Annotated in this window: 24 protein-coding genes; 14 read left to right on the forward strand and 10 right to left on the reverse strand. The window is 73.6% G+C overall.

The genetic code is table 11. The annotated features are described in order from the left end of the window. The first annotated feature begins 95 nt into the window (after positions 1–95). Positions 96–644, forward strand: a complete 549-nt coding sequence (locus IF01_RS0121955; protein WP_233290014.1) for a hypothetical protein — start codon at positions 96–98, stop codon at positions 642–644. Positions 645–717: 73 nt separating this feature from the next. Here the strand turns inward: IF01_RS0121955 and IF01_RS0121960 are convergent, their stop codons facing one another. From IF01_RS0121960 to IF01_RS0121970, 3 genes are read right to left on the reverse strand one after another with little or no spacing between them, the layout of a single operon-like run. After that, positions 718–2337, reverse strand: coding sequence for an MFS transporter (locus IF01_RS0121960; RefSeq protein WP_030395196.1), 1620 nt, complete (start codon positions 2335–2337; stop codon positions 718–720). 2 nt (positions 2338–2339) lie between these two features. After that, complete coding sequence (locus IF01_RS0121965; RefSeq protein WP_030395197.1) at positions 2340–2618, reverse strand: SHOCT domain-containing protein; 279 nt, start codon at positions 2616–2618, stop codon at positions 2340–2342. Positions 2619–2670: 52 nt separating this feature from the next. Further along, positions 2671–3156: a DUF6325 family protein gene (locus IF01_RS0121970; RefSeq protein ID WP_051740264.1), complete on the reverse strand. Its 486-nt coding sequence runs from the start codon at positions 3154–3156 to the stop codon at positions 2671–2673. A 366-nt stretch (positions 3157–3522) separates the two neighbouring features. On the opposite strand from IF01_RS0121970, the gene IF01_RS0121975 reads away from it, so the two are divergent. Then, a complete protein-coding gene (locus IF01_RS0121975; protein WP_208624341.1) occupies positions 3523–4971 on the forward strand; it encodes a TgpA N-terminal domain-containing protein in 1449 nt (482 codons plus the stop codon). Between the two features lie 34 nt (positions 4972–5005). On the opposite strand, the gene IF01_RS0121980 is transcribed toward IF01_RS0121975, so the two are convergent. After that, positions 5006–5404, reverse strand: coding sequence for an SHOCT domain-containing protein (locus tag IF01_RS0121980; protein WP_030395200.1), 399 nt, complete (start codon positions 5402–5404; stop codon positions 5006–5008). Between the two features lie 162 nt (positions 5405–5566). Further along, the gene (locus IF01_RS0121985) at positions 5567–6205 is read right to left on the reverse strand and encodes an HD domain-containing protein (RefSeq protein WP_030395201.1); all 639 of its coding nucleotides are present in this window, start codon (positions 6203–6205) and stop codon (positions 5567–5569) included. A gap of 145 nt (positions 6206–6350) precedes the next feature. On the opposite strand from IF01_RS0121985, the gene IF01_RS0121990 reads away from it, so the two are divergent. The 7 genes from IF01_RS0121990 to IF01_RS0122020 all read left to right on the forward strand — a co-directional run bounded on the left by IF01_RS0121990 (position 6351) and on the right by IF01_RS0122020 (position 16346). Then, a complete protein-coding gene (locus IF01_RS0121990) occupies positions 6351–7433 on the forward strand; it encodes a GlxA family transcriptional regulator (RefSeq protein ID WP_078880181.1) in 1083 nt (360 codons plus the stop codon). 262 nt (positions 7434–7695) lie between these two features. Beyond that, on the forward strand, positions 7696–9063 hold the full coding sequence (locus IF01_RS0121995; protein WP_094745616.1) for an ABC transporter substrate-binding protein: 1368 nt from the start codon (positions 7696–7698) through the stop codon (positions 9061–9063). Beyond that, positions 9060–10001, forward strand: coding sequence for a carbohydrate ABC transporter permease (locus tag IF01_RS0122000; RefSeq protein ID WP_030395204.1), 942 nt, complete (start codon positions 9060–9062; stop codon positions 9999–10001). The genes IF01_RS0121995 and IF01_RS0122000 overlap by 4 nt, the downstream gene beginning before the upstream one ends. Then, positions 10001–10849, forward strand: a complete 849-nt coding sequence (locus IF01_RS0122005) for a carbohydrate ABC transporter permease (protein WP_030395205.1) — start codon at positions 10001–10003, stop codon at positions 10847–10849. The genes IF01_RS0122000 and IF01_RS0122005 overlap by 1 nt, the downstream gene beginning before the upstream one ends. Next, positions 10846–12813 (forward strand): glycoside hydrolase family 36 protein, encoded by a 1968-nt coding sequence (locus IF01_RS44155; RefSeq protein ID WP_051755869.1) that lies wholly within the window; start codon positions 10846–10848, stop codon positions 12811–12813. The genes IF01_RS0122005 and IF01_RS44155 overlap by 4 nt, the downstream gene beginning before the upstream one ends. A gap of 49 nt (positions 12814–12862) precedes the next feature. Beyond that, entirely contained in the window at positions 12863–13882 is a 1020-nt protein-coding gene (locus tag IF01_RS0122015) for a LacI family DNA-binding transcriptional regulator (RefSeq protein ID WP_030395207.1), read from the forward strand. A gap of 43 nt (positions 13883–13925) precedes the next feature. After that, positions 13926–16346, forward strand: a complete 2421-nt coding sequence (locus tag IF01_RS0122020) for an RICIN domain-containing protein (protein WP_051755870.1) — start codon at positions 13926–13928, stop codon at positions 16344–16346. Positions 16347–16544: 198 nt separating this feature from the next. Here the strand turns inward: IF01_RS0122020 and IF01_RS0122025 are convergent, their stop codons facing one another. Next, on the reverse strand, positions 16545–17114 hold the full coding sequence (locus IF01_RS0122025; RefSeq protein ID WP_030395209.1) for a TetR/AcrR family transcriptional regulator: 570 nt from the start codon (positions 17112–17114) through the stop codon (positions 16545–16547). A gap of 71 nt (positions 17115–17185) precedes the next feature. Here IF01_RS0122025 and IF01_RS0122030 point away from each other — a divergent pair, with 71 nt between their 5' ends. The 3 genes from IF01_RS0122030 to IF01_RS0122040 all read left to right on the forward strand — a co-directional run bounded on the left by IF01_RS0122030 (position 17186) and on the right by IF01_RS0122040 (position 19728). Next, positions 17186–17671, forward strand: coding sequence for an FBP domain-containing protein (locus tag IF01_RS0122030; RefSeq protein WP_030395210.1), 486 nt, complete (start codon positions 17186–17188; stop codon positions 17669–17671). Between the two features lie 227 nt (positions 17672–17898). Further along, on the forward strand, positions 17899–19155 hold the full coding sequence (locus tag IF01_RS0122035; RefSeq protein ID WP_030395211.1) for a tetratricopeptide repeat protein: 1257 nt from the start codon (positions 17899–17901) through the stop codon (positions 19153–19155). A gap of 78 nt (positions 19156–19233) precedes the next feature. Next, positions 19234–19728 carry a hypothetical protein gene (locus tag IF01_RS0122040; RefSeq protein WP_030395212.1) on the forward strand — a complete coding sequence of 165 codons (495 nt, stop codon included), beginning with the start codon at positions 19234–19236 and terminating at the stop codon, positions 19726–19728. 61 nt (positions 19729–19789) lie between these two features. Here the strand turns inward: IF01_RS0122040 and IF01_RS0122045 are convergent, their stop codons facing one another. Next, a complete protein-coding gene (locus IF01_RS0122045) occupies positions 19790–21109 on the reverse strand; it encodes a YncE family protein (protein ID WP_078880183.1) in 1320 nt (439 codons plus the stop codon). A 239-nt stretch (positions 21110–21348) separates the two neighbouring features. Here IF01_RS0122045 and IF01_RS0122050 point away from each other — a divergent pair, with 239 nt between their 5' ends. Continuing rightward, on the forward strand, positions 21349–22014 hold the full coding sequence (locus IF01_RS0122050) for a hypothetical protein (RefSeq protein WP_030395214.1): 666 nt from the start codon (positions 21349–21351) through the stop codon (positions 22012–22014). Positions 22015–22111: 97 nt separating this feature from the next. Here IF01_RS0122050 and IF01_RS0122055 read toward each other — a convergent pair whose 3' ends face one another. The 3 genes from IF01_RS0122055 to IF01_RS48400 all read right to left on the reverse strand — a co-directional run bounded on the left by IF01_RS0122055 (position 22112) and on the right by IF01_RS48400 (position 24108). Beyond that, positions 22112–23092, reverse strand: coding sequence for a hypothetical protein (locus IF01_RS0122055; RefSeq protein ID WP_030395215.1), 981 nt, complete (start codon positions 23090–23092; stop codon positions 22112–22114). Positions 23093–23241: 149 nt separating this feature from the next. Then, positions 23242–23664, reverse strand: coding sequence for a hypothetical protein (locus IF01_RS0122060; RefSeq protein WP_030395216.1), 423 nt, complete (start codon positions 23662–23664; stop codon positions 23242–23244). A gap of 162 nt (positions 23665–23826) precedes the next feature. Further along, positions 23827–24108, reverse strand: a complete 282-nt coding sequence (locus tag IF01_RS48400; RefSeq protein WP_157855308.1) for a hypothetical protein — start codon at positions 24106–24108, stop codon at positions 23827–23829. A gap of 32 nt (positions 24109–24140) precedes the next feature. Between IF01_RS48400 and IF01_RS0122065 the strand changes: the two genes are divergently transcribed. Beyond that, positions 24141–24497: a VOC family protein gene (locus tag IF01_RS0122065; protein WP_030395217.1), complete on the forward strand. Its 357-nt coding sequence runs from the start codon at positions 24141–24143 to the stop codon at positions 24495–24497. Positions 24498–24621 lie beyond the last annotated feature (124 nt).

A 24621-nucleotide genomic window follows, 5' to 3' on the forward strand; every position in this document is an offset into this window, starting at 1 on the left:
CCGCGCCCGCCGGAGGTGGCCGGGCGGGGCCCGAGCGGCGAGGATCGCGGCAAGGACTCGGCGAGCCGGCCGAGCGCAGCTCCCAGGAGGCCGCCGTGAGCGTCCCCGGACCGGCACCCCGCCGCCGTGTCCCCGGCCCGCCCGAACCGGGCGCGGCCGACCCGGGCTCCGACTTCCCGCAACGGCGGACGGACTACGCGGGCGCGGTCTACGGCTCGATGCTCGCGGCCTCCGTGATCGCCGCGTCCAGCACCCAGGAGGCCCACCCGAGGCTGTCGCTCATCCTGCTGCTGGTGATCACCGGGCTGGTCTTCTGGGCCGCCCACGTCTACGCGCACGTCGCCGGGCAGCGCGAGGCGGGCAAGGACGTGACCTTCCGCCAGGTGCGCCGGGTCGGCCGGCACGAGTGGCCGATCGTCGAGGCCGCGGCGCTGCCCGCGCTGGCGGTCCTGGTCAGCCCGTGGCTGGGCGCCGGGGAGAACGCCTGGCTCGCGCTGACGGTCGCGATCTGCCAGCAGGTGGCCTGGGCCACCCTGGGCGCCCACCGGGCCGGCGCCCGGCCCCGCCAGGTCGTCGTCGAGGGCGCCGTCAACCTGGTGCTGGGACTGGTCATCGTCGCGGCCAAGGTCGCCGTCGGCCACTGACCGGCGCCCGCCCGGCGCGGGCGGGGCGGACGGGGTGGAGGACGCGCTGCGGCGGACGGGGTGGGGACGCGGTTCAGTCACCCGTTCGGCGGGACGACCGGGTGGCCTTCGGCCGGTCCGGCCGGGTGGCCGGCAGGTGGCCGGTGAACAGCACCGCGCCGGCCGTGATGCAGGAGCAGGCGAGCACGGCGGCCTTGAGACCGTCGATCTGTGCGTCCTGGTAGTTCTCCACCACGGCGGCCGCCTCCTGCGGCGGCACGTCCGGACGCGACGCCAGCGCGGACGCCACCTGGTCGGCCGGTACGAAGGACAGTCCGGCCTCCACCTGGACGGCGGTCTGCTGCGCGACGGCCCCGGAGACCCGGGGATCGCTCTCGATCTGGCTGGTCACCGAGGTCGCGAGGGCACCGATCAGGATCGCCCCGATCAGCGCCGTCCCGAGCGAGGAACCTAGGTTCTGCGCGGTGTACTGCAGCCCGCCGGCCTCGCTGCGCTCCTCCGGCTGAACGCTGGACTGCACCGTGTTGCCCAGCTGCGAGGCGAGCATGCCCATCCCGACGCCGAGCAGGGCCATCGCCCCGGCGAAGGAGGCACCGTGCAGGTCCGGTCCGATCGCCGTGATCAGCCACAGCGTCGCGGCGAGCAGGACCAGCAGCCCCGCCCTGGCGATGGTGCGCGGCGAGGCGAAGCGCAGCAGCAGGGTGCCCGACATCGAGGCGCCGAGCATCGTCACGGACACCGGCAGCAGCCGCAGACCGGTCTCGAAGGCGTTCAGGCCCTGCACGACCTGGAGGTAGAGCGGGATGACGAAGAACAGGCCCAGCAGGACGGTGTTCTGGTTGAACAGGCTGATCAGCCCCGAGCGCAGCGTCCGGTTGCCGAACAGGTCGAGCGAGACCAGGGGCGTGCGGCCCCGGCCCTCGCGCCGTCGCTCGTGCACGCAGAACGCGTAGGTCAGGGCGGCGCCGAGGGCGACGACGAAGAGGGTCGGCGCGAAGCCGAGCACGGTGAACGGCGGGTTGCGCGGCTGGACCCAGCCCCAGGTCCCGCTCTGCAGCACGGCCAGCACCATCAGGGCCAGGCCCGCCGCGGACAGCACGACGCCGAGCAGGTCCAGCCGGGGCGGGTCGGTCGGCCGGGGCTGCGGCGGTATCCAGCGCATCAGCAGCAGGATGGTCACGACCAGCACCACTTCGCCGGCGAACACCAGCCGCCAGGTCAGATAGGTGGTCACCCAGCCGCCGAGCAGCGGGCCCACCGCGATGCCGGCGCCGGCCAGGCCGCCGATCACGCCGTAGGCGACGGCGCGGTCGCGGCCGGAGTAGGAGCCGGCCACCAGGGCGGCCAGCGCGGGCAGCACCAGGGCCGCCCCCAGGCCCTCGACGACCGACCAGCCGAGGGCGAGCACCCCGACCGTGGGCGCGACCGCGGTCAGCCCCGAGCCGACCGCGTACACGACCAGGCCGATCACGAAGACCCGGCGGCGTCCGAACATGTCGCCGATCTTGCCGCCGGTCAGCATGAAGGCCGCCATCACCAGGGTGTACAGGGTGATGACGGCCTGGATGGCGGTCACCTCGGTGTCGAAGTCCTCGACCAGCTGGCTGATCGAGACGTTCATCACCGAGGCGTCCAGCACCATCAGGAACTGGGCGGTCCCGAGGACGGCCAGGGGCTTCCAGCGGTTCGCCATGGTCAGCTGCCGAGGATCCGGGCCTTCTGCGCGGCGAACTCCTCCTCGGTGAGGACCCCCTGGTCCTTGAGCGTCGCGAGGTCCTTGAGCTGGTCCAGCTTCTCCTCCATGGTCGGCGCGGCGGCCGGCGGGGGTGCGGCCGGGGCGGCGGGGGCGGGTTCGGCGTAGGACTCCTGTTGCGCCCAGCGGCCGGCCTGGCGGCGGGAGACTCGGTTGGAGACGGCGGTGGCCGTTCCGGCGACGACCGCGGTGCGGGCGACGCCACGTAGCAGTCCGGGCATGGCTTCCTGCCTGGGGTGAGGGAGATCGGGGGTGGGGTGGGGGCCGCGCGGGTCAGCCGGCGGCGTCGAGCTCCTCCAGCGCGTCCAGCACCTCCAGGAGGTCCTGGACCGGGACGCGGCCACTGGCGACCATGCGCGCGTCCGCCCGCCGCAGGGCGGCGGCCAGCGGGGCGGCCCACCGGTTCTCGTAGAGGAGCACCACGGCGGAGTCGCCGGGTTCCAGGAGCAGACCGGCCTCGGTGACGTCGGCGTCCCCGAGCAGACCGGAGGAGGCGCCCTCGAAGACGGTCAGGTCGAGGATCCCGTCGCCGTCCACGTCGGCCAGTTCGACGGCGGTGACCGTGCCGTCCTCGTCCTTGCGGACGAAGATCAGGTCGAGGATCCGGACGATGTCGCGTTCGACCAGGTCGACGAGCAGCGGCAGTCCCTCGCCGCTGAGGTGGCTGCCGGGGAACGCGATCACCAGGTAGTCGATGGGGCCGAGGTCGACCGGTTCGGTTTCGTCCGCCCCACCGGGCGCATCGGGTGCGTTGCTCACGTCGGCTCCTCCTGGTGTCAGGGCGTGCGGTCCGGCCGGTCGGGTGCGCCGGTCGGGGGCCGGTCCGGGCGCCGCCCGGACACCGACCCGCAGCGACGCTAACCCGCCGCCCGCGGTCGGCGGCTCACCTGTTCGGGGTGACGGAGGGACGGGGCGACAGGGTGACGGAGGGGACGGGGACGGGTCGGTGGGGTGCCGGGCGACCGGGTGGCGGACGGGGCCGGGGTCACCCCGCTGGGTCAGCCCTGCTCGCCGAGCGCCGCGCGGGGCCCTTGGCTGGGTGCACCGGTGTTCGCGCCCCCGGCGCCACCGGTCCGCCCGGGGCGCCCCCCGACCCCGGGCCGCCCAGAACGAGGAGCCGCGCCCATGCCACCGACCGAGCCCGGCCCCGCGCAGCCCGACCCTTCGCAGCCGGGCCCTTCGCAGCCCGACCGCCCGGACAGCGCCGAACTGGACGCGCTGCACCGCCGGGTCGCCGAGCTGGAGGCGGACGCCCGGGGCAGGAAGGAGCACCACCGGCTGCGCACCACCGGCTCGGTCGTCCTGGTGGTGGTCGCGTCCGTGCTGTCGCTGCTCGCGGTCATCGCGGTCTGGGCCCACGACGAGATCACCGACACCGACCGGTTCGTCGCCACCATGGCGCCGCTCGCCCACAACCCCGACGTCCAGAACGCCCTGGCCAACCGGATCACCGACGCCGCGACGGAGCAGGTCGACGTCAAGGCCCTGGTGAACGACCTGTCCCAGGCCGCCGCCGAGCAGGGTGTGCCGCCCCGGCTGGCCCAGCTGCTGGGCGGCCTGACCGGCCCGCTGGAGGGGGCGCTGACCAACCTGGTGCACTCCGCCGCCGAACGGGTGGTCACCAGCGACGCCTTCGCCACCGTCTGGGAGGAGGCGGTCCGGGCCGGGCACGCCACCATGGTCAAGGCCCTCACCGGCGAGGGCGGCGGCGCGGTGGTGCTGAAGAACGACGAGGTCGTGATCGACATCGGGCCGATGGTGGACCGGGTGAAGACCGCCCTGGTCCAGGCCGGGTTCGCGCCCGCCGCCAAGATCCCGGAGGTGCACACCCAGTTCGTGGTGTTCTCCTCGCCCGACCTGGCCAAGATCCGCGGCGGCTTCCGGCTGCTGGAGATCCTCGGCTGGTGGATGCCGGTGGTCACGGTCCTGGTCGCGGCCGGCGCGGTGTTCACGGCCGTCAACCGCCGCCGCGCGCTGGCCGGTGCCGCCCTCGGCATCGCGGCGGCGATGCTGCTGCTCGGCATCGCGCTGACGGTGTTCCGCTCCTACTTCCTGGACCACCTGCCCACCGACGCCTCGCCCGCCGCGGCCGGCGCCGTCTACGACGCGCTGGTGACCTATCTGCGCACCTCGGTGCGGGTGGTCGGCTTCCTGGCGCTGGTGGTGGTGCTCGGCGCCTTCCTCATCGGCCCCTCGCGCGCGGCCGTCACCGTCCGTTCGGTGGCCGGGCACGGGGTGGCGGCACTGCGCTCGGCGGCCGACTCGGCGGGCTTCCGGGCCGGGCCGGCGGAGCGCTTCGTCCGCCGCTACAAGCGCTGGACGGGCGTGGCGATCCTGGTCGTCGCCGCCGTGCTGTTCGCCTTCTGGGACCACCCGACGGCGATGGTGGTGTTCTGGTTCGCCGTGGTCGTGCTGGCCGCGTTCGCGGTCCGCGAGTTCCTCGCCCCCGCCTACCGGACCGCCGCCCCGGCCGAGCCGCCGCCGGCGGAGCCGCCCCCGCCGCCCGGGCCGCCGACGCCGCCGGTGCCGCCCGCGCCGCCGGGACCCCCGACCGTGACGGTCCAGGGCCCCTGACGGCACCGTTCCCCTTGCCTCTCCTGCGGGCCGGTCACTCCAGCACGAGCGCCTTGGCGCGCTGGTACTCCTCCTCCGTGATGGAGCCGTCCCGCCGCAGGTCCGCCAGCCGGGCCAGCTCCTCGGTGGCGCTGGGCCGCTTGGCCTCGGACCCGGCGGCGTCCCGCACGTAGTCCCGGAACTCGGCGTCCGCCTGCTTCACCCGGGCCGCCTCCCGCATCCCCATGCCCTTGCCGCGGGCGATCAGGTAGACGAACACGCCCAGGAACGGCAGCACGATCAGCAGCACGCACCAGCCGGCCTTGCCCCAGCCGCCGACCGAGTCGTCGCGGAAGAGGTCCCCGAAGACCCGGAACAGGAGCATGAACCAGAGGATCCACAGGAAGATCCACATGGTCGTGAGGAAGATGTTGAGCAGCGGGTAGTCGTCCATCGCCTGCCTCCGGAGAACGAGCCGACCGGACCACCGGGCACCGGGGTCCGACCCCCCCGTGGCCCACGGTGACGCCCCCCGCCCGCGCGCGCACCACCCCGGGCGGGTGAGGCGGGACCGCCGCGGAGCCCGGATGCCGCGCTCACCCCGCGGGCACCGGCCTCACTCGTACCAGTCCGAGCCGAGGATCACCTCGACGAAGTCGCCCCGCTCGAAGCCCGGGACGAAATGCGCCAGGACGTCGGCCTTGACATTGCCGAAGGTGCTGGCCGGGCGGTCCCTGATGCCCTCGGTGAACGCGGCAAGGATTCGGTTCTTGAAGTCCGGCCGGGGGTGCGCGGCCGTGACGGCGGCGCGCTGCTCGTCGCTCACCGCGTGGTAGCCGATGCCGAGGACGTCCAGCTCGACGCCCCGGGTGACCAGGGCGATCTCGGGCGCCATGTGCAGCGGGACCTCCGGGGTGGTGTGCAGGGCGATCGCCGTCCACACCCGGTCGGCCGGCTCACCGGTGATGCCGTGGGAGAGCAGGAACCGCCGGGCCTCCTCGGCGCCGTCGATCTCGAACCGCCGGTCGGTGCGGGCGAACCGCCCGGTCAGCCCGAGGTCGTGGAACATCGCCCCGACGTAGAGCAGCTCCGGGTCGTAGTCCAACCCCTGCTCGGCGCCGCGCAGCGCCCCGAACAGGAACACCCGGCGGGAGTGGTCGAACAGCAGCGGCGGGGCGGCGTCCCGCACCAGCTCGGTCGCCTCCCGGGCCAGGGCGCTGTCCGGGACCCGCACTCCGGCAATCGTCTCGCTCATCCCGACTTCCCCATTTCCATTGGTACTTCCGGTACTTCCGGTACGTCGAAGGTCTCTCGGTACCGCTCGGCGAACCCCTCCACTGTCGCGCGGTGGCGTAGCCTGGCGCCATGTCCTTTCTGCCCTCCGCACCACGGATCCGGACATGACCGATCCGGACACGACGCATCCGGGCGCGACGGAGCAGGCCACGACGCATCCGGACACGACGGCGCAGGCCACGACGCATCCGGACACGACGGCGCAGGCCACGACGGAGCAGGACCCGCCCGGCCGGGTCGCCTTCCTCGTGTTCGACGAGCTGACCCTGCTCGACCTCAGCGGCCCGCTGGAGGTCTTCCACCTGGCCGGTGCGCTCGGCCACCCCTACCCGACCGTCCTGGTCTCGCCCTGGGGCGGCACCGTCACCGCCTCCAACGGTGTCGCCCTCGCCGGGACCGTCGCCGCGGCGGACACCGGCCCGCTGGACACCCTGGTGATCGCCGGGGCCGACCACCTCGCCGTCCGGGGGCCCGACCGGGAACTGCTCGCCGCCGCCGGGGACCTCACCGAGCGGGCCCGGCGGGTGGCCACGGTCTGCAGCGGCGCCTTCGTCCTGGCCGCGCTGGGACAACTGGACGGCCGCCGCGCCACCACCCACTGGCGGCACGCCGCCGCGCTGGCCCGGCGCCACCCCGAGGTGCGCGTCGAGCCCGACGCCCTGCATGTGCGCGACGGCCGCTTCCACACCGGTGCGGGCATCAGCGCGGGCATCGACCTCGCCCTCGCGCTGGTCGAGGACGACCACGGCGTCGACACCGCCCGGGGCATCGCCCGCGAACTCGTGATGTTCATGCGGCGCCCCGGGGGCCAGTCCCAGTTCTCCACCGCCGCGGCCGGTCCGCCCGCGCTGGGCGACCTGCTGCGCGCCGTCACCGAGGCCGTCCTGGCCGACCCGGCGGCCGACCACGGCCTGCCCGCGATGGCCGCCACCGCGGCGGTCAGCACCCGTCATCTGACCAGGCTGTTCCGCGCCGAGCTGGACACCACCCCGGCCCGCTGGGTCGAGCGGGTGCGGCTGGACCGCGCCCAGCAGCTGCTGCTGGACGGCCACAGCGTCACCTCGGCCGCCCGGCGCAGCGGGCTGGGCAGTGACGAGAGCCTGCGCCGGGCCTTCGCCCACCATCTGGGCACCACCCCCTCCGACTACCGCCGACGCTTCGGTACCGCCCGGCTCCCACCGCGCTGACCTGCGAAGCCCGTGCCGCCGGTGACCGGCGGCACGGGCTTTCGCATGCCCGGGCCCGGGCTCGGTCGTCACGTTGTAACGTTTTCGCTCTACACGACGAAAAATTTTCGAAAACTGTTGTTAACCCCTTCGTGGCCTGGCTAGATTCACTCCCGTTCCCGCGATCGGCGGGACGGCGGCGGCACCGATCGGTGGTGCGTCGCAATCGGTCGGGACCGCCGCGTGCGGCGGCGGTCCCGAGCAGAGCGAAGGAGCTCCGGGCATGGGTGGCAGAATCGTGGGCGGGCCGAGTCGGCGTGGCTTCCTCAAGGGGATCGGCGCGGCCGCGGTGGCCGCCGGCGGGGGTTCGGTCCTGGCGGCGTGCGGCGGTTCTGACTCCGGCGGGGGCGACGCGGGCGGTTCCGGCGAGCTGTCCGGATCGGTCACCGTCTGGAGCTGGAAGAACCCGGCGGCCGAGCTCAAGGCCCTGATACCGGCCTTCAACGCCGTCCACCCCAAGGTCAAGGTGACCGTCCAGGACATCGGCAACCCGGCGATCTGGGACAAGATCACCATCGCGATGGCGGCCGGCGGCCAGGGACTGGCCGACGTGCTGCACATCGGCGTCGACTACCTGCCCGGCTACATCGAGAAGTTCCCCGGCGGCCTCGCGGACCTCGGCGCGCTGGGCGCCAACAAGTACGCCGACGCCTTCGCGCCGGGCCTGTGGCAGACCGTCTCCCGCCAGTCCAAGGTCTACGCCCTGCCGTGGGAGGCCAACGCCAGCGGCTTCTTCTACCGCTCCGACCTCTTCCAGAAGGCCGGCGTCGACGCCGCCTCGCTCGCCACCTGGGACGACGTCATCGCCGCGGGCAAGAAGGTCAAGGAGGCCACCGGCACCGCGCTGCTGGCCGTGGACCGCTCGGCCTCGCAGGCCGACTCGGCCAACCTCTTCCAGCTGCTGCTCCAGCTCCAGGGCACCTTCTACTTCAACATCGACGGCAAGATCACCATCAACTCGCCGGAGGCCGTCCGGGCGCTCACCCTGATCAAGGAGATGAACGACGCCGGGCTGCTGCTCGACGTCCAGGGCTCGCCCGGCGCGCCCGGCTACGACGCCGCCGTCAAGGCCGGCAAGGTCGCCGTCTGCCCCAACCCCGCCTGGTACGGCGGCTACATGGAGTCCCTCGCCGCCGACCAGAGCGGCAGCTGGCGCCTGATGCTCCCGCCGGCCGTCACCCCCGGCGGGTCGCGCTCGGCCATCGTCAACTCCACCCACCTGGCCGTCGCCGGCTCCAGCAAGAACCAGCGGGCGGCGTTCGCCTTCGCCGAGTTCGCCCTCACCCGGCCCGAGTCGCAGGTCCCGATCTACAAGAACAAGGGCATCTTCCCGGCCCTGCTCAAGGCCTACGACGACCCGGCCTTCCACACCGAGAGCGCCTACTTCGGCGGCCAGAAGTACGCCGAGGTGCTCCTCGAGGAGCTGTCCAGGCCCTCGGTGCCGACCAACTACACCGCCGACTACGCCCGGGCGCTCAAGGTCATCGACGACGCCCAGACCAAGGTCCTGCTCCAGGGCGCCGACCCGGCCACCGTGCTGCGCGCCGCCGCCGACCAGCTCGTCCAGCAGACCCTGAGGGCCCAGGCATGACGACCGCCGCACCGGCGAGGGCGGGAGCCGGATCCCACCCCGGACCCGCCGCCGCCCCGGCCCGCCGGCGGTCGGGCCGGGGCGGCGGCGCCCGCCTGGCGCCGTACCTGTTCGTCCTCCCGGCCCTCGCGCTGTTCGCCGCCTTCCGGCTGTACCCCGTGGTCTGGTCCTTCGTCCTCAGCCTGTACCGGACCGAGGGCACCACCCAGACCTGGACCGGCCTCGGCAACTACGAACGGCTGCTGAACGACCCGCTGTTCTGGAAGGCCCTCGGCAACACCGCGCTGATCCTGGTCGTCCAGGTGCCGGTCATGCTCGCCCTCTCGCTGGGCCTGGCCGTGGCGCTCAACTCGGCGCTGCTGCGCTGGAAGCCGCTGTTCCGCCTGGGCTTCTTCCTGCCGGTGGTGACCGGCCTGGTCACCTACGGCCTGATGATGGGCGCCCTGCTCAACCAGGACTCCGGCGCCGTCAACTGGCTGCTCCAGCTGGTCGGCCTGCCCGAGGTGCACTGGCTCAACGACCCGTTCTGGGCGCGGGTGTCCATCATGCTCGCGCTGACCTGGCACTACACCGGCTACAACGCGGTCATCTACCTGGCCCGGCTCCAGTCGATCCCGGCCGAGCACCACGAGGCCGCCGCCGTCGACGGCGCCGGCCCCCTGCGCCGGTTCTGGCACGTCACCCTGCCCGGACTGCGCCCGGCCCTGCTGCTGACGGTGGTGCTCTCCACCATCGGCACCCTGCAGCTCTTCGACGAGCCGTTCATCATGACCGGCGGCGGCCCCGACAACGCCACCACCACCATCGGCGTGTACCTGTACCAGACCGGCTTCCGGTACTTCGACTTCGGCTACGCGTCCGCCATCGGCTACGCGCTGGTCCTGATCATCTCGCTGTTCGGCCTTGTCCAGGTCAAGCTCGCCAAGGAGGAGGACTGATGGCCGCCACCACCAGCCCCGCGTTCCGCGCGTCCCGACGCGGCCAGGTGCTGCTCACCGCCGGGATGCTCGCGCTGCTCGCCTTCACGGTCGCGCCGCTCTACTGGCTCGCGATCGCCTCGACCCACACCTCGCACGACATCTTCGGCCGGCCGCCGAAGCTGCTGCCGGGCGGTGAGCTCGGCACCAACCTCGGCAACCTGGAGGAGTCCGTCGGCTTCGGCCGGGTGGTGCTCAACTCCCTGATGCTGTCGGTCACCTACACCGTGCTCGGCGGGATCGTCTGCACCCTGGCCGGCTACGGCTTCGCCAAGTTCCGCTTCCGCGGCCAGGGCCTGATGTTCTCCGTGCTGCTGCTCGCCCTGGTGGTGCCGACCCAGCTCACCATCGTCCCGCTGTTCAAGATGATGGTGAACCTGGACTGGCTCAACACCTACCAGGCCGTGCTGCTGCCCAACCTGGCCCTCCCGTTCGGCATCTTCCTGATGCGGCAGTCCATGAGCGCGCTGCCGGACGAACTGCTGCAGGCCGGCCGGATCGACGGCTGCGGCGAGCTGCGGCTCTTCCTGCGGATCGCCCTGCCGACCATGCGTCCGGCGCTCGCGGCGCTCGCCATGTTCCTGTTCCTGTTCCAGTGGAACGACTTCCTGTGGCCGCTTATCGCGCTGCGCGACCCGGCCTCGTACACCGTCCCGGTCGCCCTGGCGGCGCTCACCGGCAGCTCCGACGTCGACTACGGCCAGCTGCTCACCGGCACCGCCGTCGCGGCGGTCCCGATGGCCGTGCTCTTCCTCTTCCTGCAGAAGCACTTCGTCTCCGGGATGCTCGCCGGGGCCGTCAAGCAGTGACCGCGGCAGCGCAGGACCCCGGCACCGCCCGCGGTACCACCACCGGCACCGCCCGCGCTACCACCACCGGCACCACCGACACCCCCGGCACCGCCGGTACCACTCCCGACCCGACCCCGACCCCGACCCCGACCCGAGAGAGGCCCGCCGTGCAGACCGGCTCCATCGACCTCGCCGCGCTGCCCACCTTCACCCCGGACCAGTGGGAGGGCGGCACGCACGAACTGCTGTTGCTCGGCGCCCGGATCACCGTCCAGGCCGAGCCCGGCACCGTCGACACGGCCCACGCGGCCGACGACACCGCCTGGGACAGCGCCGGGATCACCGCCACCGCCGACACCGAGGTGACCGTCCGCCTGGACGTCCCGCTCGGCGACGCGGCCGGCTACTGGCACCCCAACGCCGGCTGGGAGCGCACCCTGCCCGCCGACTGGTCGCCCTGGCGCCCGGTCTCCCTGGTGGACTCCGCCCCGGTGGGCTGCCTGTACGACACCGCCGGGCGCACCATGCTCGCCTTCGCCGCCGACCGCACCGTCCGGCAGACCGCCGTGCGCTTCGGGGTCAGCGAGGAGCACAAGCGCTTCGGCGTCTGGTTGCGCTTCCCGCTCGCTGCGGGGGAGACCGTCCGGCTGCGGCTCGCCGCGCCCGGCGCGAGCCTGGCCGCCGCCCTGCGCGACCTGCGGGAGTGGTTCGCCGCCCTGCCCGGCGGCACCCCGATGCCCACGCCCGACTTCGGCCGCACCCCGGTCTACTCCACCTGGTACGCCTTCGCCCAGGACGTCACCGCCGCCGGCGTCGAGCGGGAGGCCGCGCTCGCGGCCGAACTCGGCTGCGGGCAGCTGTTCCTGGACGACGGCTGGCAGCTGCACGGCGACGGCCGGGGCTACGCCGGCTGCGGCGACTGGACCGCCGACCCGGTCAAGTTCCCCGACCTGCGCGCCCACGTCGAGACCGTCCGGGCGGCCGGGCTGCGCTACACCGCCTGGATCGCCCCGCTGCTGCTCGGCGAGCGCGCCGAGGCCCACCGCACCTGGGCCCGGTTCGCCCCGCACTACGTGCACCGGCTGGACTGCCGCATCCTCGACCCGCGCCACGCCGAGGTTCGCGAGCACGTCGTCCGGGTCTGCCGCGACGCCGTCGACGACTACGGCCTGGACGGGCTGAAGATCGACTTCCTGGACGAGGCCGTGGCCTACGGCGCGGCCCCCGCGCCCGAGGACGCCGGCCCGGGCTTCGTCGCCGACGTCGGCGAGGCGATGGCCCTGCTGCTCGGCCTGCTGCGCGAGGAGCTCAGGGAACTGCGCGGCGACGAGTTCGTGATCGAGCTGCGCCAGCGCTACACCGGCCCGGCCATGACCGCCTACGGCAACCTGCTGCGCGCGATCGACTGCCCGGCCGACGCCGTCGCCAACCGGGTCCGCACCCTGGACATCGCCATGCTCGCCCCCGGCGGCGCCGTCCACTCCGACATGCTGATGTGGGACCCGCAGGGCGCGCCCGAGGTGCTCGCCCGGCAGGTCCACGGCGCGCTCCACTCGGTGCCGCAGATCTCCGCCCGGCTCACCGAACTCCCCGCGCCGCACCGGGAGGCGCTGGCGTTCTGGCTGGCCGCCTGGCGCCGGCTCGCACCCGCCCTGACCGGCGGCCACTACGAGCCCGGCCGTCCGGACGAGCTGTACCCGCAGGTCACCGCCCGGCACGGGGAGCAGTGGGTGGTCACCGCCTACGACGAGCGGCCGGTCACCCTGCCCACCGGCCCCTGGCAGGCCCTCACCCTGGTGAACGCCTCGACCACCGGCCGCCTGCTGCTGGAGGTCGAGGGACCCGCCCGCCGGGTCCGGATCGAGCCCTACGACGCGGCCGGCCGCCCCGGCTCCGAGCTGCTGCTCGACCTCGCGGAGGGCCTGCACTCGGTCGCCGTCCCGGCCGGCGGCCTGTGCGACGTCACCGAGGCCACGGGATGACATAGTTACGGCCGACCGGCCAAACGATCAACGCATTGGGGGCAGGGAAATGGAGCACGAGAAAATCGGGATCACCGAAGTCGCGCAGCACGCCGGTGTCAGCGTGGCCACCGTCAGTCGAGTGCTCAACCGCAAGGCCGGCGTGTCGCAGAAGACCCGTCAGCTGGTCGAGCGCGCCATGGAGGAGGTCGGCTACGAGCGCGGCGCCGCCTCCGGCGGCATCGTCGGGGTGATCACCCCGGGGCTGTCGATCCCGATCTTCGGCGTGATGGCGGAGCGGATCGGCCTCGCGCTGGCCCCGCACGGCCTGCGGGCCGTGGTCTGCCCCGCGCTGCCGGGCGGCGTGCAGGAGCGCGACTTCCTGAAGTCCCTGCTGGACCTCGGTGCCAGCGGGATAGTGTTCTGCTCCGCCAGCAACACCCTGGAGAACTTCGACCCCGAGGTCCTCCAACTGCTGGAACACCGCCCCGTCCCCTATGTCTGCATCAACGGCCGGTTCGAGGACAGCTCCTCCGTCGCCTTCTCCACCGACGACGCCTACGCGGCCGAACTGTCGGTGCGCCATCTGCACGGCCTCGGCCACCGCCGGATCGCGATGGCGGCCGGCCCGGTCGGCAACCGCCCCACCGACCGGAGGGTGGCCGGCTACCGGGCCGCGATGACGGCGCTCGGCCTCGGCGAGGACGAGCAGCTCGTGGTGCACCAGACCTACTCGGTCGAGGGCGGCCAGTTCGCCGCCGAGCAGCTGCTCGCCCAGGGCGTCACCGGAGTCATCGCCGCCAGCGACCAGATGGCGCTCGGCGCGATCCGGGCGATCCGCCGGCAGGGGCTGTCCGTCCCCGAGGACATCTCCGTGATCGGCTACGACGACGGCCCGCTCATGGAGTTCACCGATCCCCCACTGACCACGGTGCGCCAGCCCGTCGACCGGCTGGCCGCCGAGGTCGCCCGGGCCCTGGTCGGCCTGCTCTCGGGCCACCAGGTCCCGGTCGGCGAACTGATGTTCCAGCCGGAGGTGGTCGTGCGCGGCACGACCGCCCCCTACCACCCCCGACGGCCGCCGGCCTGAGGCCGCCGGGGGCGCCCCTTCCACAACGATGTCGGAGGATACGTTGCCCCACCCCGTTCCCCGCCGCAGCGCGCGGCGCGTCCACGCCCACCTGGGCCTGGTCTCCCTCGCCGCGAGCGCCCTGACCCTGCTCCCCGCCGGCGCGGCCCGTGCCGCCGGCGAGCCGGTGGCCGCCGGAGCCGCCTACACCGTCGCCTCCGTTGCCGGCGGCCAGTGCCTGGGCGGCCTGTGGGCCGCCGGCACCGACCGCACCCCGGTCGTGCAGCAGCCCTGCCAGGGCGTCCTGGGCCAGCGCTGGCAGTTCACCCTCAACGGCCGCGGCGGTTACCGGATAGCCGACCGCTCCGCCCCGCAGTCCTGTCTCAACGTCGAGGGCGCCTCCACCGCCCCCGGCGCCGCGCTGATCGAGTACGCCTGCGACGACTCGGCCAACGAGCAGTTCACCCTGGAGAGCGCGGCCGACGGCGCCTTCCTGGTCCACCCCGCCAACAGCGCGCTCTGCCTCGACCTGCCGAACGGCGCCCCCACGCCGAACGCGCGGATCCAGCAGTACACGTGCCACGGCGGCGTCAACCAGCAGTGGCTGCTGACCCGGGCCGACCCGCTGGCCTTCGGCGACCCGGGCCTCGAACAGAACGGCAGCGGCTGGACGTTCGGCGCCCACACCGGCACCGCCGGGAACAACGCGCACCGCGGCTCGCGGGCCGCGTACCTGGACGCCGGCACCGGCTACCGGATCAGCCGGAGCACCACCGCGCCGCAGGCCGGCGGCTACGACATCGGCGCCTGGATCGCCTCCGGTGCGGCCGGAGGCACCCTGACCGTGCAGGTCAACGGCACCACCGCAGGCACCGTGACGATCCCCTCGCAGCGCGTCTACGCCCAGTACACGGTGTCCGGCGTGCGGGTGGCGGCGGGCGACACCGTCACCGTGGCCGTCGACTCGGCGCCCGGCGGCTGGGTCAACGTCGACGACGTCACCGTGGCCCCCGCCGCCCCCAACGCGCCGCGGATCACCTCCTCCGACGCCACCGTCACGGCGATGTTCGAGTGGGCCCGGGCCAAGGCCAACTCCTTCAGCTCCCAGCCCGGCGCCACCGGCGCCCTCAACGCGGACGAGGGCAACAGCGGAGGCCGCGGCCAGGGCGTCTACGCCGCCTCCTACTGGGCCGGCTACCCGTACCGCTCCGGCTTCTACTCGCGGGACTTCGCCCACCAGGTGGTCGGCGCCCACCTGCTCGGCCTCGACGGCGCCACCAAGACGATGCTCCGCTCCTTCGCCTCCTCGGCGGCCGGCGCCCCGGACCACATGCCGTACTGGGCGGTCAACTTCGACGCGAAGACCCCGCTGTCGATCGACTACCGCAGCCCGACCTCGTTCGTCCGCGAGCTGCCCGCCGCCTTCGAGCTCGCCCAGAAGATCAACGAGGCGTACAGCTGGACCGGTGACACCGACTACCTGAACGACCCGGCGATGTCCGGCTTCGTCGCGAGCACCGTCGGCCCGTACATCACCGGCCACACCGGCCCGATCGACAACGGCGGCGTCCCCGTCGCCCAGGCCACCAGCGGCGACATCTTCAAGGGCGTCGCCAGCTACAACGAGAACGGTGCCACGCTCGCCGAGTCCGGCGACGCCATCGCCTCCCAGTACCGGGCCTACCTGTCCGCCGCCGCGCTGGCCACCGCCAAGGGCGACACCGCCGCGGCCGCCGGGCTGAACGACAGGGCCGCCACCCTGAAGTCCTACTTCAACTCCACCTGGAGCGTGGACCCGAGGAACCCCGGGCGGGTGGTGCGCGCCTACGACGTCAACGGCACCGCGTACAGCGACTGGGGCAAGGAGAACTCCTGGTTCGTCCCGCTCAAGGGGATCATGGACCCGGGTGCCCGGCAGAACGACTACCTGGCCTGGATCGACGCCCAGGCCTCCGGCAGCGGCGCGCCCGAGAACCTGGAGGCCGCCACCTACCTGCCCGACGTCTTCTTCGCCCACAACCAGCCCGCGAACGGCTGGAAGTGGATGCGCTACGTCTACGACCGGGCCGGCGCCCTCCACAGCACCGGGCGCTTCCTCAACGGCGACTACCCCGAGATCGCCTTCACCCTGCTCGGCCAGACCGTCCAGGGCCTGCTGGGCGTCCAGCCCGACGCCGCCGGCCGGGCGCTGACCACCGCCTCCGGCCTGCCCGCCGACATGGGCTGGCTGCAGCTCAGCTCCGTCCCCGTCGGCACCGGCACGGTGACCCTGCGCCACGACGGCGGCACCCGGTCGACGCTGACCAACACCTCCGCCGCCGGGAACCTGACCTGGACCGCCCGGTTCACCGGCGCCCACAGCGGCATCACGGTCGACGGCGCCGCGCAGACCGCCCGCACCGTCACGGTCGACGGGACCGTGTACACCTACGCCACCGTCACCGTCCCGGCCGGTCGGACCTCGGTCGTCGAGGTCACCGGCTGACAGACCCCCGGCCGGGGCGCGGGATTCCCCCACGCCCGCGCCCCGGCCGGGCCCCCGCGGCCCGTACCCGCCGCCTCGGAGCGGAGCGGGGGCGGGCCCGCGGACGACAGGGCTCCACCGGCCTGCGCCGGGTGGAGCCCGTCGTCGTTACCCTGCCTCGGTTCGGTTCGGCTCGCCTCGCCTCGCCTAGGGTCGCGGTCAGGCGGCGGGCCAGGCCCGCAGCAGCGCGTCCAGCGCGTCCAGGATCCGGGTCCAGCTGTCCTCGGCCGTGCGGGGGGTGTGCTGGAACCCGCCGGAGCGTTCGAGGGCGACATAGCCGTGGAAGGTGCTGCCGAGCAGCCGGACGGCGTCCGTCTCGTCGGGCTCGGCGAGCCGGTAGCCGCGCAGGATGGCCCGGGTCATCTGCGAGTGCCGGACGGCCGCGCTGGCGCGGGCCGTCTCCGGGTCGAGGTCCAGCTGCGCGGCGGCGTAGCGGCCGGGGTGCTCGTGCGCGTAGTCCCGGTAGGCGTTGGCGAAGGCGGTCAGGGCGTCCTTGCCGGCCCGGCCCGCCAGCGCGGCGGCGGCACGGTCGGCGAGTTCCTCCAGGGCCAGCAGGGCGATCCTGGTCTTGAGGTCCTGGGAGTTCTTGACGTGGGAGTAGAGGCTCGCGTCCTTGACGCCGAAGCGCCGCGCGAGCGCGGAAACGGTCACCTTGTCGAAGCCGACCTCGTCGGCGAGTTCCGCCCCCGCCGCCGTCAGGCGCTCGGTGTTCAGTCCCACGCGTGCCATGCCCGTCCTCTCGCTCACCTGGGGCAATAATACATTTGCCTAGGACGCCTAGGTAATTTACGTTGCTTCCTATGAAGCCATTGACCGAACCCGAGATCCGCGCCGCCTTCGTCAACTGCACCAAGGGTGAGGCCTCGCGCCTGAACGTCCCCCGCGACCTGGCCGAGCAGCCCTGGGACGACCTGGACTTCCTCGGCTGGCGCGACCCGCAGGCCCCCGACCGGGCCTACCTCGCCGCCGTGCTCGACGGCCGCCCGGTCGCGGTCGCGCTGCGCTCCTCCGGCGCCGCCTCCTGGCAGGCCCGCCGCAGCCTCTGCTCGCTGTGCGTCACCACGCACACCGGGGGCGTCTCGCTGCTGGTGGCGCCCCGCGCCGGGAAGGCCGGCAAGCAGGGCAACTCCGTCGGCGCGTACATGTGCGCCGACCTCGCCTGCTCGCTGTACGTCCGCGGCAAGAAGGAGGTCGGCACCAAGCTGCACGAGTCGCTCACGCTGGAGGAGAAGATCGAGCGCACGGTCGCCAACCTCGCCGCCTTCGTCGCCAAGGTGATGGCGTGACCCTCCCCGGCGCCGTCGCCGGGGTGGCGGCGTGACGCTCCCCGCCGCCGCCCCCGCCGGTGCGCGCCGGTGGCCGGAGTCGGCCGTTCGACGGTACGGGGGCGGCCCGGCCGGGCATACTGAGGAGACCGCCGGGCCCGCCCGGCGGTGATCCGACGAACCGTCAGTTCCCCTCAGCGAGCGGCGGTTCGAGTACCCGGCGGCCGCTCCCGAACCCAGGGAGGGCCATGTCCGAGGAGATACCGGGCGCCGAGCAGCCGCCACCGCAGGACGGACCGTCCGACGCCGTCGCCGGATCCTCCGACCACGTCGCACCGTCCGGCACCGCCCAGGCCGCCTTCGAACGGTGCGCCCGGCTGGTGCTCGCCGGCCGCTACGAGGAAGCCCTGACGGCGACCGAGGAGACGGCCGCGCTCCTCCGCGGGCACACCGCCGGCAGCCGCCCCGCGAACCGGGAGGCGGCGGCCGCACTCGCCTACGTCCTGGTGCTCCGCTGCGAGGCGCTGGCCAAACTCGGCCGCTGGGACGAGTGCCTGCGCACCGCCTCCGAGGCGGTCGACCTGGGGCGCGGACAGGCCGTGACCGCGCCGTTCACCGCCCCGCTCGGCGCCACCCTGCTCGGCCTCGGCACCGCGCTGTGGGGCCTCGGGCGCCCGCAGGAGGCGGTCGCCGTGACCCGGGAGTCCGTCGACCTGCACCGGCAGCTCGCCCGCGCCGACCACGCCTTCCGGCCGCAGCTCGCCAACGCGCTCAGCCAGCTCGGTGTGGTGCTGTCCCGGCTCGGTCGGCACGCCGAGGCCCTGGACGTCACCAAGGAATCGGTGACCCTCTACCGCCGGCTGGTCGCGGTGGACCAGGCCGTCCACACCCACGGACTCGCCCAGGCGGTCAACAACCTGGCCCGCCGCCAGTCGGCGCGCAACCAGCACCGCCGGGCGCTCAGGAGCATCCAGGAGGCCGTGGCGCTCTACCGCCGGCTGGCCGCGGCCAATCCGGCGGTCCACCGCCGGGACCTCGCGATGGCGCTGGGCAACGCGGCCCGGATGCACAACGGCCGGGCCGAGTCGCTGGCCGCCGTGGCGGAGGCGGTCGCCATCCTGGAGGAACTGGACCGGGCCGAACCGGGCGTCCACGGCGGGCTGTTCGCCGACTCGCTGTCCCTGCACGCGGCGGCGCTCGCCGACCTGGGGCGGTTCCGGGAGGCGGCCGAGGTCACCACCAGGGCGGTAGCGATGATGCGGGAGCAGGCCGCGCTCAACCCGGTGGCGCGGCGCGGCGACCTGGGCCTGGCGCTGGCGTTCCACGCCCGGGTCCGGGCCGAGGCCGGCCTCGACCTGGCCGGCGGTCTGGCCGCGGCGACGGAGGCGGTCGCGCTGATGCGCGTCCTCGCGGCCGAGATCCCGGCCCTCTACACGTCCCCGCTCGCCGAGGTCGTCGCCCTGGAGAGCCGGCTGCGCGCGGCCGTACCGCGGGACACGCCCTGAGCGTCCTCCCGCGAGATGCCCCGCCCGACCACCCGGGCGGGGCCGCGTCGGATCGGCGGCCGGCTCGTTGGACCGGGCATGGCGGACGACACGGACGAGACGGACGGCCCGGGTGACGGTGGCTCGGTGCCGATGGTGTGGGCCCTGGCAGTGCGTGCGGTGGAGCTCGGACCACCCTTCGCCGAACTGATCGTGGAGATCGGCCCCGCCCTGTTCGCGGCCTTCGTCGACAACGCGGTGGACAGCGGGTTCGTCCTGGCCGCGGGGGAGCCGCCCGCCACCACCGCCGTGGTGGAACTGGCGGGGAACGCCCTGGTCCGGCTGGTCATGGTGGGCGGCCGGCAGGCCTGGGAGCCGGCCTCCGACGTGCTGGCCTCGCCCGGCTGGCTGACGGCCGCCGCCGGACGGCGCGCCGTCGTGGTGCTCGTCGTGCCGCCCGGCACCTGGCCGCCGGGCCTGATGGATCTCGACCCGGCGGCCGGTGCCGAGCTGCTGACCCGCAGCCTGGAGTCGGCCCGGGCGGCCGGAGCGGTGCTGCACGGCACCGCCGGCTACCGGCGGCAGGACGACTGACCGGCCCCCGCCCGGGGCAGGGCGGGGCAGCGCAGGGACCGGCGGGTGGCGGTCGGCGGCGTCAGTGCGCCGCCGGGCCGCTCCACCCGGCGGGTACGTGGCCGAGCCGGACGCGCTGCGGGTGGTCGCCGACATCGACCGAGGAGGTGCGCTGCCCGGTGGCGAAGTCGATGGCGCTGACCCGGTCGGCCCCGGCCTCGGACACGATGCAGGAAGTCCCGTCGCCGTTGACGGTCGCCCAGTAGGGCTTGACGGCGGGCACCAGCGGCCCCTCCTGGAGGGTCGTCCGGTCGACCACGGTGGCGTAGTCGTCCACGGTGCCCGCGACGCAGAGCTTGTCCCCGGCGGGGCTCATCGCCAGGCCGTGGTGGCGGGAGTCGTTGACCCAGGTGGTGCGGTCCTCGTTGGTCGCGGGGTTGGTGGGGAGGGTCCTGATCCGGGTGATCCGGTCGGTGGCGACGTCGTACTCGACCAGGCCGTTGAAGAAGGAGACCTGGAAGTACAGCGTCGAACCGTCCGGACTGAACGCGGCGGGGCGGACGGCGTCGGACAGGTCGGGGCGGCCGAAGGCGTCCAGCCGCTCCCGCATGTCGATCACCCGCACGGTGCGGAAGGTCGTCGCGTCGGCCACGGTGATCCGGCGGTCGCCCTTGGTCCAGTCCAGCCAGGGGGCGTCGAGGGCGGTGGTGACGTCGCCGATCGACATGTTCCAGATGTACCGGCCGCCGTCGGTGAAGAGGTTCTCGTGCGGCTTGTCGCCGGTCCGGAACGAGCCGAGCTGGCGGCCGGTGGCGATGTCGAGGACGTGCACGGTGTTGGCGGTGGAGGCGGAGACCACGACCCGGGTGCCGTCGGGCGAGAGCGCCATGTGGTCGGCCCGGTAACCCGCGACCGGGAAGCGCCAGTTGATCCGGCCGCTGGCGAGGTCGATGGACACCACGTCGGCGAAGCTCGGCCGGGAGACGACGACGGCCGTGCCGTCCGGGGTCGAGTACATGTCGTCGACGAACTGGTCGTGGCCCTCGCCGGGGCCGAGCCTGATCCCGAGGAAGTAGCCCAGCTTGATCGGGTCGAGGTAGATCTCGGTGAGGCGCCGGTCCTTGTCGGGGACGACGTCGATCCGGCCGATCCGGGCCAGGTCGCCGCGGGAGGTGATGACGTCGGCGGTGCCGTCCCAGTTGTTGCCCACGAACATCACCTCCCGCAGTGCGGCGGCACCGGCCGGTCCGGGGCGTTCCGCCGTGCCGGCGGTCGCGGTGGCGCCCGGCAGGGTCAGGCCGAGCACGGCCGCGATGCCGAGGAGGGTGCGCAGGCGTCGGGGGTGTTGGGGGCGCCGGGTGCGCCCGGGGCGCGGGGTTCGGGGGAGGGAGGTCGAGGACATCGGGGGCTCCTTGGAGAGCGGTGCTCCGGGGGTACTCGACGGTAGGGAGCGCCCGGTGCCGCTGGCAAGAGGCGTGCGGCGTCTTGCTGACGATTCGTCAACAAGTCGCGCCAGGCTCCTTGACGGTGCATGGACACCGCTCTACAACGTAGTCAGCTCCCGGAAACCCCCACCTCCGCCCCCTGCCGGGGCTCCGGAAGCGTGCCCGCTCGCCGCCCCCCACCGAGAACGAGGCCCCCATGCGTATCCGCACCTGCCTTGCCCTGGCCGCGTCCGCCGCGACCCTGGCCGTCGGCGCCGTCCCGGCGTCAGCCGCCCCCGCCGCCGTCCCGGTACTCACCACCGGCGACGCCGCCGGCGCGGCCGTGGCCGCGGGCGACACCCTGGTGGCGTCGCTCGCCGCCGGGACCAAGGCCACCTTCTACTCGGCCACCACCGGTGCCACCGGCGTGACCTGCGGCGTCTCGCCGTTCACCGCCCGGGCCCTGACCAACCCCGACGCGCCGGGCACGGCGACCGCCTCCCTGACCGGCATGAGCTTCGGCTCCTGCACGGCCAATGTCACGGGCGTCACCTCGGTGAAGAGCCTCACGGTCGGCAACCTCGCCTACAACCTCTCGCTCGGCGGCGGCCAGCCGGTCGTCCTCGCCGCGGGTACGGCCGGCCCGATCCAGGCCTCGGCCGTGCTGAACAGCTGGTTCGGCACCCTCACCTGCACCTACCAGCTCAGCGGTGCCTTCACCGGCACCTCCGACAACGCCACCCACACCCTGAGCTTCCGCAACGAGCACTTCGTCAAGAGCGGCGGCTCGGGCCTCTGTCCGGGTGAGGGCTACTTCTCGGCGACCTACGGCCCGCTGGCCGACTCCAGCCGGGCGGGCTCCCCGGTGGTCCACGTCAACTGACGGCACCCGCCGCCGGCCCGGACACGCCGCCGGCCCGGACGCGTCGTCCCCCGACGCATCCGGGCCGGCGGTCCCGTGTCGCAGGTACGCCTGCGGCTCAGACGCCGGTGGCCGTCACCGAGGCCGCGACCGTCAGCATCGCGTCGTTGGCGCCCTTCGCACCAGTCAGCTCCGGCTGCTTCAGCCGGATCAGCTCCTGCTCGTACGCGGACTCGACGGTGAACCAGACGCCGACCACATTGACCCGCGCCTTGCAGTCGACGTCCGCGGTGGCGGTGGCGATCTCCTCGGCCGACGGGGTCGCGGTGGCGCCCCAGCGCGGGTCCTTCAGGGCGTCCCCGGGAGTGCCGTAGGAGTACCCGCGCTCGGCCATGCAGCGCGACCAGTCCTGGAAGACCGCCAGGACCCGCGGGTCCTGCCGCGAGCGCTCGAAGCCCTCGTAGTTGACCCCCACCGCGACATCGGCGTCCCGACCGGTGCCGCCGCGCGCGGTCAACTGCCGCTGCGCGTCCGCGATGCACCCGCCGGACGGCAGCTTCTTGCCCCGGTACTCGGTGGCGGTGCCGGGGGCGGGCCTGCCGTCCGGACCGAGGCCGGCACCGAGCACGGTGGTGACGTCGGGGCTGACGGACGGCGCCGCGCCCGGCTTCTTCCCGCGGTCCGGGTCGGGCGAGTGGTAGCCGTTCGCGGAGACGTCGGAGATCTCCACCGGGTCGTAGCGGTGGGAGGTCTGGGTCGTGGCGGGCGCGGTCGGCGTCGGCGCGGAGTAGTCCAGGCCGAACCCCCGGACGCACCGGGTGACCAGCACGCCCTGGGCCGTGTCGAGCTGCCGGAACTGCTCCCCGCTCAGCAGGTACGCCTCGATCGGCAGGGTCCGGTCGTCCACCCGGCTCAGCCGGGGGACGTCCCCGATCGGCGGCGGCTCCATCGGAGCGAGGGTGGCGGACGGCGGCGCGGCGGCTGCGGCGGTGTTCGTGGCGGGACCGGAGGCGCAGCCGGCGGTCAGGGCCAGGGCGGCGGTGAGAGCGGCGGTCAGCAGCAGGACCGGCAGCGGGCGGCCGCGGCGCGGGGGTGTCATGCGGGGCTCCTCGGGCACCCGCCCGCGCGGTGCCGCGGGCGGTTCGGCGGGCGGTTCGGCGGGCGGTTCGGCGGGTGGTGCGGGGGAGTGGGTGCGACCCGGGTGCCGGGCCCCGGTGATCGGGGCCCGGCACCCGGGTCGGCCGCTGGCTAGATGCCTTCCCAGCTCTGCGAGTGGTTGTTGTTGCGCATGTTGACGGAGCCGCCGTTCCACGGCACGGCGCCCAGGTTCACCCACTGGTCGTGCGGGACGAACTGGTTCGGGCCGGAGTCGCGGATGCTGAACTCGCGGTAGTGGACACGGAGGTTGTGGTAGTGGTCCATGTTCGACACCGAGGCGGCGTTGTTGATGACGGGCTGGCCGTTGCCGGCGCCGCCACCACCGAAGTTGCCGCTGTAGTTGCCGTACTCGCCCTTGCCGAACTTCGCGCCCTGGAGGTTCGGGCTGTAGTAGAGGCAGGCGTCGCCGCTGACGCAGCCGCCGCTGCTGGCGAAGGCCGGCGCGGAGGCGCCGAGCAGAACCGAGCCCAGGGTGGCGGCGGCGAGGACGCCGGCCGCGATCTTCTTCTTCACGTTCTTGCCTCTCGATCGGTGGATCGGGAATTCGGCACGCCTGCGTCGTCGAGGCGTCGGTCGATTTCCCGGATCGGTTGCGGGCTGTGCACCGCCCGGCGAGGAACGACTCTGCCGCAGCGACCGGGCCGGTTCGAGAGGGGAAGCGGGCTTTGAGACGTCTCACTCGGCCGCGAGCCCCTGAGCTGGGATTTGAGAAGTGGTCTGGACCAATCGTGAGACGCCGTCATTTCTGATCGAGGGCGATTCGTTCGATTGCTCCCCGCTTTCCGCATTCGCGGCGGCTGTTCCGTCGTGGGAGGGCTTCTGACGGAATTTCAGGTTGTCCGAAGGGGGAATTTCTTTCGATTCCAGAAGTGGAATCGAGTATTCCGAGCTCGGGGGAACGCGCCGTCGCCACCGGCCGTCGGCCGGCGGCGGTTCCACCGGTGCGAGGATGGCCACCGCCCCCACCCCGACAGAACAGGAACCGGAACATGGAACGCGTCCTCGGCATCGGCGGCTACTTCCTGCGTGCCTCCGACCCGGCCGCCCTGGCCGCCTGGTACCGCGAGAGCCTCGGTCTGGACACGGACGAGCACGGCCTGTGGCAGCAGGAGCAGGGGCCGACCGTCTTCGCGACCTTCGAGGCCGCCACCGACTACTTCGGTACGCGCAGCCAGCAGAGCATGCTGAACTTCCGCGTCCGCGACCTCGACGCGATGCTCGCCCAGCTCCGGGCCGGGGGTGCCGCGGTCGCGGAGGACGTGCAGGAGATGGAGGGCGTCGGGCGGTTCGGTTGGGTCACCGACCCGGAGGGAAACCGGATCGAGCTCTGGCAGCCCGCGGGCTGAGCCGCGCCCTGGCTGTGCCGATCCCCGCTCCGGGGTCGTCCCTGGGACGTCCCAGGGACGACCCCGGCCTTGCGTCGGAGGGGAGCGGGCCGGTAGCGGCCCACTCCCCTCCGGCTGTCTGCCC

This window comes from Kitasatospora purpeofusca, assembly GCF_000718025.1.
Taxonomy (GTDB): Bacteria; Actinomycetota; Actinomycetes; order Streptomycetales; family Streptomycetaceae; genus Kitasatospora; species Kitasatospora purpeofusca.